General features: G+C 51.1%; 12 protein-coding genes. 10 read left to right on the forward strand and 2 right to left on the reverse strand.

Annotated features, from left to right (window positions below; all coding sequences use genetic code 11):
• Positions 1-725: 725 nt before the first annotated feature.
• Complete coding sequence (locus tag ABDW36_RS02840) at positions 726-2561, reverse strand: tetratricopeptide repeat-containing sensor histidine kinase (protein ID WP_343700365.1); 1836 nt, start codon at positions 2559-2561, stop codon at positions 726-728.
• Positions 2562-3022: 461 nt separating this feature from the next.
• Between ABDW36_RS02840 and ABDW36_RS02845 the strand changes: the two genes are divergently transcribed.
• From ABDW36_RS02845 to ABDW36_RS02865, 5 genes are all read left to right on the forward strand, one after another.
• A complete protein-coding gene (locus ABDW36_RS02845) occupies positions 3023-3301 on the forward strand; it encodes a hypothetical protein (protein WP_343700366.1) in 279 nt (92 codons plus the stop codon).
• Positions 3302-3424: 123 nt separating this feature from the next.
• Positions 3425-4192: an exodeoxyribonuclease III gene (locus ABDW36_RS02850; RefSeq protein WP_343700367.1), complete on the forward strand. Its 768-nt coding sequence runs from the start codon at positions 3425-3427 to the stop codon at positions 4190-4192.
• Positions 4189-4491, forward strand: a complete 303-nt coding sequence (locus tag ABDW36_RS02855; protein ID WP_343700368.1) for a DUF4286 family protein — start codon at positions 4189-4191, stop codon at positions 4489-4491. The genes ABDW36_RS02850 and ABDW36_RS02855 overlap by 4 nt, the downstream gene beginning before the upstream one ends.
• A 295-nt stretch (positions 4492-4786) precedes the next feature.
• Positions 4787-5056 carry an HU family DNA-binding protein gene (locus tag ABDW36_RS02860; RefSeq protein WP_074241463.1) on the forward strand — a complete coding sequence of 90 codons (270 nt, stop codon included), beginning with the start codon at positions 4787-4789 and terminating at the stop codon, positions 5054-5056.
• Between the two features lie 131 nt (positions 5057-5187).
• Entirely contained in the window at positions 5188-5304 is a 117-nt protein-coding gene (locus ABDW36_RS02865; RefSeq protein ID WP_123846266.1) for a 30S ribosomal protein THX, read from the forward strand.
• Between the two features lie 72 nt (positions 5305-5376).
• Here ABDW36_RS02865 and pdxH read toward each other — a convergent pair whose 3' ends face one another.
• The gene (pdxH, locus tag ABDW36_RS02870) at positions 5377-6024 is read right to left on the reverse strand and encodes a pyridoxamine 5'-phosphate oxidase (RefSeq protein WP_343700369.1); all 648 of its coding nucleotides are present in this window, start codon (positions 6022-6024) and stop codon (positions 5377-5379) included.
• Positions 6025-6122: 98 nt separating this feature from the next.
• Between pdxH and ABDW36_RS02875 the strand changes: the two genes are divergently transcribed.
• From ABDW36_RS02875 to ABDW36_RS02895, 5 genes are all read left to right on the forward strand, one after another.
• Positions 6123-7262 carry a DUF3298 domain-containing protein gene (locus ABDW36_RS02875; RefSeq protein ID WP_343700370.1) on the forward strand — a complete coding sequence of 380 codons (1140 nt, stop codon included), beginning with the start codon at positions 6123-6125 and terminating at the stop codon, positions 7260-7262.
• Position 7263: 1 nt separating this feature from the next.
• Entirely contained in the window at positions 7264-10425 is a 3162-nt protein-coding gene (locus ABDW36_RS02880; RefSeq protein WP_343700371.1) for an ATP-dependent DNA helicase, read from the forward strand.
• A gap of 47 nt (positions 10426-10472) precedes the next feature.
• On the forward strand, positions 10473-11930 hold the full coding sequence (locus tag ABDW36_RS02885; protein WP_343700372.1) for an Ig-like domain-containing domain: 1458 nt from the start codon (positions 10473-10475) through the stop codon (positions 11928-11930).
• 23 nt (positions 11931-11953) lie between these two features.
• Entirely contained in the window at positions 11954-12577 is a 624-nt protein-coding gene (recR, locus tag ABDW36_RS02890) for a recombination mediator RecR (protein WP_343700373.1), read from the forward strand.
• Between the two features lie 71 nt (positions 12578-12648).
• On the forward strand, positions 12649-13170 hold the full coding sequence (locus ABDW36_RS02895; protein WP_343700374.1) for a glutathione peroxidase: 522 nt from the start codon (positions 12649-12651) through the stop codon (positions 13168-13170).
• Positions 13171-13176 lie beyond the last annotated feature (6 nt).

A 13176-nucleotide genomic window follows, 5' to 3' on the forward strand; every position in this document is an offset into this window, starting at 1 on the left:
ACTGCGCAGACCTGATTAGATTCCCTATTCTCTTTCCAGGCATCAATTTCCAGGCATCAAGGCAAAGCGTTGAACGCCGATTCAACCCGGAAACATCCCACTGCTTCCCACCCCGCTCTCTCGCCCTTATCGAAACAGCTCCTGCCCGGCATTACATTGGAACATAGCAACCCCATTTCTGAAGCGTTCCACTTCAGCTCAACCACTCAAACTCAGTGCGGCTGCTTCTTCCAACGTATCTACACAGACAGCGAATTTCCAGTGAAGTCCGTCAAACCCGATGATGGAACACGGCGCCGCAAAGGGCCTGGCTCTTTGTAAAAATGTGCGGAAAGGCGCATCAATATCCGGCTCAAACCCTTTCTTGGCCTATGATCTGGAGGAAAATCCCCGATGAAGTTGGTTTCTGACAGTTGCCCTTTCAGGCAACCTGTTGATCTTTCTTTTTTCACTGGTCTGGTTTTAGATTAACATACTTTTCCTTGCAGGTAATATCAATGCAATTACCGGCAACTTACTAAAATGAACCCCTGAAATGACGCCGGTACCTTAGGTAGCCTTACCGGTTTGCACCAGCGGAGATATGGTGCGCTTGCTGAAAAAAATCCTATTCATATTCATGTTTGTGGGTTAAACAAATAGTGTTAACAGGTGCAAAATAGCTCAGCATGGTGAATTAACAATCGTTCATTTTGTTCATTCTGAAAGAGGTGTTAACACCTTCCTTAAGACTCCATCTCGTACTCAAAAGTAGCATAGTTCTCCCCATCACTCCGCACCGTAATGGCCCCCTGCATCTTTTCAATAAAATCCTTGCAGATGATCAGCGCTAAACCTGCTCCCCTGCCGGTTTCACGCAGCAGCTTGCCTGGTACCCGGTGGTTGAAAATATACGGCATATCCATAGCATGAATGCCCGTTCCCTCATTGGTAACAGTAACGAGCACACGCTCTTTACGGGTAACGGCGGTGATAGCAACGCGACTGCCCCGCCGTGAATATTTGACCGCGTTGTGAAGCAGGTTCCGGTTCACGAACTGCAGCATCTCTCGGTCCGCCTTCACCGTCAACTCCTCTTCCACTTCCATTTCCAGCAATATCCCTTTATCCCTGATATCTGCCTCCAGCGGCTCCAGCGCCTCATCCAGCAACTCTTTCACATGGTAAGTGGAAGGCACATAATCAAAGCCCGTTAACTGTGATTTGACCCATTGCAGTACCGTTTCAAACAACTGGAGGGTTTCATTGGCGGTAGATGCAATGCTGAAAGCCATGTCCCGAAAGTGCTCAGGGGGAATGTCACTTCTCCTGAAAAGGTCGGTGATGTTAATGATCTGGCTGAGCGGCAGCCGGAAATCATGTGCCAGTATGCTCAGCAGCTTGTTCTTGAAATCATCGTGGTGCTGCAGCTCCCGGTGCTTTTGCAGCAGCAGCTGGTTCACTTCCTTGTACCGTTTGTCTCTCAGCACTGCTTTCCGCTGCACCCGCAAAAAGGCCACCAGCAGACATGCCAGTAACACTACCACCACAATGAAGAACAGTATTAGCAGGTTGCGGTTGGTAATTTCCAGCTGGCCTGCGGCCAATGATTGTTGCTTCAGCGCATTGTTGAGGTGCAGGGCCCTGGTTTCTTTTTCCTGTATAAAAGATTCCATGTAGTCCAGTTCTCCCTTGGCCCGCAATTCCTGCTGCTGTCCGCCAATTTCACACATCAGGTCTGCAAAGTGAAAAGCCCGGGCAGGATCTGCTTTTTTATAGTGCCGGTACAATGAGGTTACCGGCGCCATCACCAGGCGCTTGTAACCGCCGCTGATGGCGGCTTCCAGCATTCTTTCGCGGTATACCACGGAGTCTTTCATCCCGGCGTAGGAAGCATACAGGTCAAGCTGCGCGTTGCCATATACGGCCAGGTAGGTGAGCCCCAGTGGCATGGCCGCCTGTACCAGCCCCTTAATATCTTCCATAGCCTGCTGCAATTGCCCGTTCTGCATTCTTTCATGCGCCAGGAAAAGCCCGGTGTAGGTAATCATCCGGCCGTCGTGGTAACGGGTGGCTATATCATGCGCCTTGTGCAACGCCCACCGGGCAGAGTCTTGCCGGAGGCTGTCACGCGAGAACACCAGGTAATAACTGCTCAACACGGGCACCCACAGGGAGTCCCGCAGCAGCCTGCTGCCTATGGAAACGGCTTCCTGCAGGTAAGGCACGGCGAGCTGGTTTTGGCCCTGGTAATAATAATAGGAACCAATATTGGCGAGGGCGAGGCTGATACCGGCAGAGTCTGCCAGGTTGCGGTACCGTTGCAGGCTTTCCTGGTAAAAGCGGTAGGCAAGATTATTATTGTTCTGAAAGGTAAAACAGGCCCCCAGGTTCATGTATGCATCAGCCAGTCCCTTGGGGTACTTCAGCCTTTCGCACAACAAACGGGCGGCCTCGGCGTAATGGCGGCTGCTGTCAAGGTGCTGCACCAGGTACAGGGAGCTGATGCGGTTCAGCGTATTGGCATACTGCAGGCTGTCTTGCCCGTATGCCGGCAATTCCACCTGCAGGGTGCGGATCACGTTTTGCTGGGCACCGGCCGGGAGCAGGCAGCAAAGCAGGCATATACAAAGAAGGGGACCTGTTGTCCAAAGATGGCGGGGCCGGGAGCTATTTGTCATGTTCGGATGATGTAACCAATGGTCAAAATCAGGGACAATATGCCTGCATTGCCCGTGCCGCTTTCATTCCGGGCGGCATGGCCTCAATTTGAGGGCTATTTCCCGGATATTTTGTTAATCACTTGCAAAAGATCAAAACCGTTCAAAGAATGAACAGCAGGGGTTTTAGCCTCCTCAAAATGAACAAAATGAACAGCAAACGATCAGTTGCGGTGTAGTAATTTACAGCTAATTCGTTGGAAAATGAATGCCCGCCGGTCATTCACCGGCCTGTTTTTCTCCTGTGTGTAATGTTCGTGCAGCGTCAATGACCCGGAGATGACGGTCCCCACAAACATGTTTTTTAACCAAAACCCCCTCATATGGAAAACTTGCAAGCTCAGCACTATGGCTGCCAGGAACTTGACACTACCGTTGCTAAAGACATTAACGGCGGATTCCTCGGCCTTAGTATCTCCAACGTAGATGGAAAAATCACCGTGGCCGGCCAACTGGACACCAACGCCCTGCTTTCCTCCGTACCCGGCTTACCCGGTACCGGCGGCGGCGGCAGCCTGCCCGGCCTTGGCGGCCTGAACAACTTACTGGCGCCCGTTACAAACCTGCTCAACGGGCTGTTGGGCGGTCTGCTCCGCCTGTAACAACCAGGTATTTGAAGGCGTTCCTCGCAGAACGCCTTCGTTCTTACAGCGGCTGTCTGAAAAGACAGGCGCTTTTTTATTGCCCCTGCCCCCCTTATTTTTGCGGCAAACGCTACACATACCATGAGAATTGTCACTTATAACGTCAATGGCCTCCGATCGGCCATGACAAAAGGATTTACAGACTGGCTCAGCACAGACCCCGCAGACGTGATCTGCCTGCAGGAAATAAAGGCCCACCGGGAAAACGTGGATTTCGCACAATTCGACAGGCTGGGCTACCAGCATTTCTGGTATCCCGCCCAGAAAAAAGGGTATAGCGGCGTGGCCATCCTCACCAAAATAAATCCAGACCATGTGCAATATGGCAACGGCTACATGCAAAGTGATGCCGAAGGAAGGGTGATACGGGCCGATTTCGGGGACATCACCCTTATCAATGCCTATTTCCCCTCCGGCACTACCGGAGACGAAAGACAGGCCTATAAATACCAATGGCTGGATGAATTTTACGGCTACCTCCACTTGCTCCGCGAAACAAGGCCCAACCTGGTAGTGATGGGCGATTATAATATTGCCCATAAGCCCATAGACATTCACAACCCGGTCAGCAACAAAGACTCCTCCGGTTTTCTGCCGGAAGAAAGAGCCTGGATGACCAAACTTTTCGAAAGCGGCTTTGTAGACACTTTCCGCCGCTTTCACCCGGAGCCGGACCAGTACAGCTGGTGGAGCTTCCGTGCCAATGCCCGCAATAATAACAAAGGCTGGCGCATAGATTACATCAACGTAACCAGTCCGCTGCAGAACCGCCTTGCGGACGCAAGCATCTGGCAACAGGTGAAACACTCGGACCATTGCCCGGTATACCTTCAACTGAAAGAGATATGATCATTTACAATGTTACTGTAAAAGTATCCGTAGCCATTAAGGACAGCTGGCTGGATTGGATGAAGCAGGTACATGTACCGGCCATCATGGAAACCGGCCTGTTTCACGACTACCGCATCTGCCGCCTCCTGGAGCAGGATGACACAGACGGCCCCACGTATGCCGTGCAGTACTGGACGGACACCCTGGAGAATTATTACACCTATCTGCAGGAGCATGCACCCCGCTTCCGGCAGCAGACTTTTGAAATGTTCGGAGACCAGCTGGTAGCTTTCAGAACTGTTATGCAGGTGGTTTAAACATAGAACTTATCCACAGGAAATTCACTGTTTTCAAGGGCTCGCCGCTTTGGTACAATAGTTGGTGAAGACAGGCGTTTTATGGCGAGATGTATTAAAACTCAATACAGTAGCTGCTTTCAGGAAAAAAATGAGGCGTTCAGGAACAACGGGTTTTTTAGTCCAATCAGCTATAAACGTTACCAGTAGGGTTTTTCAGCCGACAAAAAAAAGTTTTAAAAATTTGGTAATCTTGTAAAACGCGCTATATTTGCTCACATCAAACATTTTCTCACTAGTTAAATCTTAACTAACTATGAACAAAGCCGAATTGATCGACAAACTCGCCAAAGACGCGGGCGTTACCAAAACCCAAGCTAACGATGCTTTGGACTCTTTCACTAAAGCTGTTGCCGATACCCTGAAAAAAGGTGGTAAAGTAACTTTGGTAGGTTTCGGTACCTTCTCTGTTTCTAAACGTGCTGCCCGTAACGGTAGAAACCCCCAGACTGGCCAGATCATCAAGATCAAAGCTAAAAAAGTAGCTAAATTCAAAGCTGGTAAAGCCCTGTCTGACAAGCTCTAAGAGTTGGCGACCCAACTTATTTAAGCAAGGAACATTATTTGTTTCTTGCTTTTTTTATTTTTGCAGCCGGCGGGGCTCCCTTCCAGGGGCGTTTCCCGGCGGTATCATTCATCAATTAAACTATAAAAATCATGGGTAGAGGAGATATCAAAACCAAAAAAGGTAAGATCTCTAACGGATCATTCGGTAAAAGCCGTCCGGCTAAAACCAAGAAAGCTGCTGCTCCCAAGGCAGAAAAAAAGGCTTAACCAACGGCAAGCCTTTATAACGGGGAACCCGGCTGTTTGCATGCAGATAACCGGGTTCCTTTTTTTATGTCCTCAGGGCGCCAGGCGTTCTATTTTCCAGGCATTACCGGCCTGCAGGGTATACCGCAACCTGTCATGCAGCCTGCTGCTGCGGCCCTGCCAGAATTCCATTACCTCCGGCTGTACAACGTACCCGCCCCAATGCCCCGGCCGCTGCGGTGCATGCTCCAGGTGCCCGGCTTCCAGCTCACGCACTCTTGCTTCCAGCACTTCCCTGTCTGCAATCACTTCGCTCTGCGGAGAAGCTATAGCCCCTATTCTGCTGCCCGCCGGTCTTGAATTAAAGTACTCATCACTCACTGACGCAGGGGCTTTTATAACGGTTCCCTCTATACGAACCTGCCGCTCCAGCTCCCGCCAGAAAAACAGCAGGCTGGCCTGCGGGTTCTCCGCCAGCTCTTTCCCTTTCCGGCTTTCATAATTGGTAAAAAAAAGAAAACCCTGCTCATTAAAGCTCTTGAGCAGCACAATGCGGGCGGAGGGTTTACCGTCTGGCGTGCTGGTGGCCAGCGTCATGGCATTGGGCTCCTCTACCTGGCTTTTTATCACTTCCTCCCACCAACGCTCAAACTGCTGCAACGGACTGGCCGCCACCTCCCGCTCGTGAAGGGTGGCCAGCCGGTAGTCTTGCCGCAGATCTGCTATCTTTTGATTGATCATCTGTTACCTTTTTTTGCAAAATTACGTTTTTATACACCCCCGGATGCTGACCTGTATCTCTATAAGTGGTAATTTACACCTGTTTTAAATGTGGCCTCATGAAGTTATATTACGGTTTATCCGCCTTCCTGGCAATCATGCTCTTCGCCTGCCAATTTCCCGGCCAGCGGCAACACGCCGGCGGTCAGCAGGGTGACAGCGCGGCAGTAGCTGCCTCCAGACCCGCTCCTTCTGTATATTACAAGCGGCTGAAAGGCAGCCTGGCAGGTCAACCCGTAACCATGCACCTCATCAGAACGGGGCCGGCCGCATTCGATGCCTGGTATGCCTATGACAAACAAGGCATCCCCATCCAGCTGTTTCACAACGTGGAAGACAGCACACAGCTCAGCTTTACGGAATATGCTACCCCTGACCAAGATAATACCTTCAAAGGCACACTCTCCGCAGACGGCACCTATAAAGGCACCTGGTCTGGCAAAGGCGGCGCTTGTGACTTCGACCTGAGGGAAGATACGACCGGCGCCGTGCTGTTTGAAGTGTTCACCAGTTCAGACTCCGTAATGCTACTGCCCACCCACCCGAAATCTCCCCAGGGACTGGCCATGTGCAGCATGGTGTGGCCCATTGGCGGGGCAGACGAGTCATCCCTGACACTGATCAGGAAAACCCTCACGCCGGGTGGTGCCCCGGCTGAGCCGGAAAAGATCGTAAGACAGCCCATAGATACCTTTCTCCGGGATTATAAAGCCGTACGGGACGATGTAGACACCAACGAGCTGAACAAGGGCATCGGTGCTTCCTGGAACTGGGATGCGCAAACAGAAACACGGGTGGTATGGAACACCTGGCCCCTGCTGGTATTCGAGAATGCAGACTACAGCTTTACCGGCGGCGCCCATGGCAATTACGGCAGCAGCTACACCGTGCTTGACCTGGCACAGAAAAAGGTACTGCAGGTGTCAGACGTATTCAAGCCGGGTAGCCAACCCGCCCTGAGCGCCGCGCTGGAAAAGGCCTTTCGCAAAAAATATGCTGTACCGGCCAAAGAGCCCCTCAACAAACGGTACCTCTTTGAACCGCGTATTCAGCCCAACAATAATTTTTATATCACAGACAAAGGCGCCGTGTTCAACTATATGCCCTATGAAATTGCAGCCTATGCTGTAGGGCAGATCACCTTGTTTGTACCCTTTGAAGAAGTAAAAAATTATGTGAACGAAGCGTACCTGAAATAATATGAGCATTAAAGATTCACAGATACATAACCAGCGGTTCCGGGAAGTATATGACCGGCTCAATGAGCGGCAGCGCGAAGCGGTAGACAATACGGAAGGCCCGGTGATGGTAATTGCCGGCCCGGGTACGGGTAAAACGCAGATACTCGCCTCCCGCATCGGCAAAATTCTGATGGATACGGATTTTCTACCGCATAACATTCTCTGCCTCACCTATACGGACGCAGGCACCGTGGCCATGCGCAGGCGCCTCACAGACTTTATTGGCCCGGATGCCTACCGTGTCAACATCCATACGTTCCACTCCTTCTGCAACGATGTGATACAGGACAACCTTTCCCTTTTCGACAAGAATGTGCTGGACCCCATCTCAGATCTTGAAAAGATAGAACTGCTGAAGAAGCTGATAGACGGGTTTTCGAAAGATAATCCCCTCAAGCGCTACCGCGGCGATGTATACTTTGATATGCGCAACCTGGCCAACCTGTTTTCTACCATGAAACGGGAGGGCTGGACGGTACCCTTCATCCGCGAAAAAGTAGAAGCCTATGTAGCCGGCCTGCCGGAGCATGAAGACTATATCTACAAAAGGGCCAGCGGCCGGTTCAAAAAAGGAGACCTGAAGGAAGAAAAGCTGAACGCCGAACGGGAAAAAATGGCCCGCCTGCTGGCTGCCGTAGAGCAGTTTGATATTTTCCAGCAGATGATGCTCAAAGCCAACCGGTATGATTTTGACGACATGATCAATTGGGTGATCAGGGCGTTTGAAGACACCCCCAACCTGCTGCTTGATTATAAGGAGCGCTTTCAATATATACTGGTAGATGAGTACCAGGATACCAGCGGTACGCAGAACCGGCTGATAGAACTGCTCACCAGCGGGGAAGAGAAGCCGAACGTATTTGTGGTAGGAGATGACGACCAGTCTATTTACCGCTTCCAGGGCGCCAATATTGAGAACATGGAAGAGTTTGCCCGCAAGTTCACTGAAGATCTGCGGGCCGTGGTGCTTACCCAGAACTACCGTTCCGTGCAAAACGTGCTGGACATTTCCATGACGCTCATTGAAAAGAACGCCGGCTCCCGCCTGGTAGACAAGTTGCCGGGCCTCAGCAAACAGCTTACGGCCTCCAATGAAAAACTGGCCCGGCTGGATATTGCGCCGGAAATACGGCGGTTCAACACCCCGCGAGACGAGATGGCCGCCATCACTACGGAAGTGGAAGAAATTCTCCGCAAGGGCGTGCAGCCCGGCAAAGTGGCGGTGATCTATAAAGAGAACAAGTACGGGGAGGAGCTGGCGCAGTACTTCCGCCTGAAAGGCCTGCCCTTTTATTCCAAACGCAATCTTAACCTCTTCGAGATACCTTTTGCCCGCAAGGTGATCCACATTATGCGGTATATTGCCTGCGAGCTGGAAACCCCATACAGCGGAGACGACCTGCTGTTTGAGATACTCCATTACGATTTTTACAAAGTGCCGCCCATAGAGGCCGCGCGCATCAGCATACAGGTAGCGGAAAAAGGCTACAGCGAAAAAACCTCCATCCGCCAGTTTCTCCAGGAATGGAACAAAACCCGCAACCCCACGCTGTTTTCCCTGGCGCCAGACCCGGAGGCCATGCGCCTGGGCAAGCTGCTGGAAAAATGGATAGGGGACGCGCATAACGTAACCCTGCAGCAACTGTTTTCCAATATTGTGAGCGAAGGCGGCATACTCACCTACATCATGGCCTCTCCGGAAAAAATATGGCTGATGCGGGTGCTGCAGGCCCTGTTCGATTTTGTAAAAGATGAAACCCATCGCAATCCCGACCTGAACATCATTACGCTGATGGACACGGTAGACCTGATGGAAGACAACGGTCTTTCCATTCCCCTGGTACAGGTATCCGGCAACGAAAAAGGGGTTAACCTGCTCACCGCCCACGGCGCCAAGGGACTGGAATTCGAGTACGTGTTCATGGCCGGCACCAACCGCCACCTCTGGGAAAACAAAAAGAAAAATAACGCCGGCTTCACTTTCCCGGAAACGGTGTTTACCACAGCTTCCGTGTCTACAGACGAGCAGGAGCTGCGCCGCCTCTTTTATGTGGCCATTACCAGGGCTGAAAAGTACCTCTATATCAGCTACCCGGAGTTCAGGCAGGACGGCAAGCCGCTGGAGCCCAGCATGTTCATCACTGAAATACTGGAATCTCATATACTGCCGCAACAAAAAGTGGAGCTGCCGGATGAAACGCTGTTTGAATTTGAGGCGCTGCAATACGGCAAGGAGCTGGCGCCGGAAATTGAGAAGGTAGACCAGTTGTTTATAGACACCCTGCTGAACGGCTTTACCATGAACGTAACAGCGCTGAACAATTACCTCCGCTGCCCCCTCGCCTTTTATTACCAGAACCTGGTACGCGTGCCCGTTGGCCGTTCGGAAAGCACGGAATTCGGCTCTGCCGTACACTTTGCCCTGGAAAAGCTCTTCCAGAAAATGCAGGAGCGCAATGCCTTCCCTTCCAAGGACGAATTTATCAAGGATTTCAGGTACAGCATGCTCCGTAACCGGGAGTGTTTTACCAAAGAAGCCTTTGCCCGGAGAATGGAATACGGACAAGACATCCTGGACGCCTATTATGACCGGTACATCCATGAATGGAACACCGTGGTGAGCATAGAGCGCAACATCCGTAACGTAGTGGTGAACGGCGTTCCCGTTAAAGGGAAAATAGACAAGCTGGAATTTAATGGCAATGAGGTGAACGTGGTAGACTACAAAACGGGCGATTACGAAAAAACGAAGAAGACCCTCCGCAAGTTTGACGCCCCTGACGCCCGTAATCCGGACGGCGGAGACTACTGGCGGCAGGCCGTATTTTATAAAATTTTGTTAGATAACTACAAACAGAAGAACTGGCAGGTAGTTAGCACGGAATTTGATTTTGTGGAGCCGAACCGGCAGAAGCAATACTTCAAGGAAAAAACTAATATACGGCCGGAAGACATTGCCACTGTTACCCATCAGCTCACAGATACCTGGATGAAGATCCAGAACAAGGAGTTTTATACCGGCTGCGGGAAGGAAGATTGCAAATGGTGCAATTTCGTGAAAGACAACAAGCTGGAAGTGGCGCTGCATTCACTGGTGGAAGAGGGAGAAGAGGAAGAATGATCAACAAAGAGTAAGTTTGCAAATCATATAATTACAGGATAGGAAACATGAATCAGAATTTCCGGGGCTGGCTAGGCTCCCTGTTCGTTTTGGCTTTGTGCAGCGTTTTTACCCAATGTGCAAATATAGTTCCGCCCGGCGGGGGCTCCAGGGATACCCTGCCGCCCAGGCTGCTGCATGTGGCGCCTAAAGACTCATCCCTGAACTTCAATGCGCAGCGCATCGTTTTCCAGTTCAACGAATATGTGGAGCTGGACAATGTGATTGAAAAGCTCATCGTTTCCCCCACCCTGAAACGCACTCCCACCATTACGGCCAAATTGCGCACCATTACCATGGTGGTAAAAGACTCCCTGCAGCCCAATACCACCTATACTTTTAACTTCGGTGATGCCGTAAAGGACGTGAACGAGCGCAATCCTATAGAAGATTTCCAGTACGTGGTATCTACCGGCAACTATCTTGATTCCCTGCAGATCACCGGCAAACTGCTGGTGGCGGAAACCGGCAAGCCTGACAGCAACGTGGCCGTGATGCTGTACTCCAGCATGGAAGATTCTGTGGTATCCAAGGAAAAACCCCTCTACCTGGCCAAAACCCGTGGAGACGGCTCTTACCGCTTCAAGAACCTGAAACCAGGTACCTACCGAATTTTTGCCCTCAAGGAAGAAGACAAAGATTTTCAATATACTCAGCGCACGGAAATGATCGCTTTTGCAGACAGTGCACTGCACCTGGACGGTAATATGGAAGAAGTGAACATGGCCCTTTTCAAGGAGATAGACACGGTACGCCACCAGGAAGACGAAGAGCTCCCCGCAGAACCACCGGCCCCCACACCGGGCAAAAAGGCCCCCAAACCCCGGCTGCAGGTAACGGCCGGGCTCAACGGCGGGCAGCAGGAGCTGGGAGATTCCCTTACCCTCAGCTTCAACTTTCCCATCAGGAGGCTGGACTCAGCCAATATACAGCTGCTGGAAGATACACTGCGCAGACGCGTGCCCTTTACCCTGCATATGGCAGATACCACCGCCAAAACCTTCAAAATGGTGTATAACTGGAAGCCCGGCATGCCTTATGAGCTGATCCTTCCCAAAGGATTTGCAGCAGACACCTCCGGCCTGGAAACCGCCAAGGCAGACACCGTAACCTTCACCGCCAAAAGCCTGGATGATTACGGCACTATTAAAATTGCCCTTTCTGTAGGAGACAGCGCCCACCTGGTGCTGCCCAAAGACACCGGCTACCAGTTTGTAGTGCAGCTGGTGTCAAGTAAAGAGGTCAAATATTCCGGTGTGATCAACAAAGATTGGAAGTGGGAACGTGGCCTCATTCAGCCAGGGGAGTACGAGATCCGTGTGTTGGTAGACGAGAACCGGAATGGCAGGTGGGACACGGGCGTATACTATGGCACCCCCAAAAAACAGCCGGAGAAGGTATTTGCCTACAAGGAATCCATCAACATTAAAAAGAACTGGACGGTGCCCACCACGGTAAAACTATAGCCGGGGTTCCGTAATTTTGCCATATGATCTTTTCCTCCGCATTGATTGAAAATGCTGTAAACGAGTTTGCCAGGCTGCCGGGTGTTGGGAAAAAAACAGCGTTGCGGCTGGTGCTGCACCTGCTCAAGCAGGATACGGCACAGGTGGAACTATTTTCCGAAACCATTGCCCGCATGCGCCGGCAGATCAAGTTTTGCCAGCATTGCCATAACGTGTCTGATGACGATACCTGCACTATTTGCGCCAACCCTGCCCGGCAGGGGGGTATTGTATGCGTGGTGGAAAGCATCCGGGACGTGATTGCCATTGAGAACACCCAGCAGTTCAACGGTGTATACCATGTGCTGGGAGGCATAATTTCCCCCATAGACGGCATCGGGCCAGATCAGCTGAACATCCACTCCCTGGTGGAAAGAGTGCAACAGCAAGGCATTAGCGAGGTAATTATGGCGCTGAGCCCTACCATTGAGGGAGACACCACTATCTATTATCTTTCAAAAAAACTGAAAGACCTGCCGGTAAAGATCACCACCATTGCCCGCGGCATTGCCTTCGGCGGAGAACTGGAATATGCGGACGAAATGACGCTGGCCCGCTCACTTACCAACCGGTTGCCGCTGGAGAATTACCTGCAGCAAGGGAAATAATTTAGATTATCTTTATAGTATAGAGTTAGAGTCTGCTTGTCTGTATCCATGTATCCAAAAAAACCACGGTCATGTTAAAATTAATGCTGCTGTCCCTGATCTTCTCTGTATCATTCGGCAACATCTACGATTTCAAGGTAGATTCGCTGGAAGGCGGAAAGATAGATTTCTCCAAATACAAGGGAAAAAAGATCCTGATCGTCAACACTGCCTCCATGTGCGGCAATACCCCGCAGTATGCGGAACTGGAAAAACTGTACAAAAAGTACAAAAACAAGCTGGTGATAGTTGGTTTCCCCGCCAACAACTTCGGCGGGCAGGAGCCCGGCTCCAATGCTGAAATAAAAGCCTTTTGCACCAAGGAATATGCTGTCACCTTCCCCATGACCACCAAGGTGTCTGTTAAGGGAACTGACATCCACCCCGTTTACCAGTGGCTGATTGCCGAAAGCAAAAACAAACAGCTCTCTCCGGAAGAAGTGACCTGGAACTTCCAGAAATACCTGCTGGATGAAAAAGGCGAGCTGGTTGCCGTATTCAAGCCCAAAACAATGCCTTTTGCACCGGAAGTGATTGCGGCCATTGAAAAATAAAACGAC

Source organism: Chitinophaga sp. (genome assembly GCF_039596455.1).
In the GTDB taxonomy this organism is placed as follows: Bacteria; Bacteroidota; Bacteroidia; order Chitinophagales; family Chitinophagaceae; genus Chitinophaga.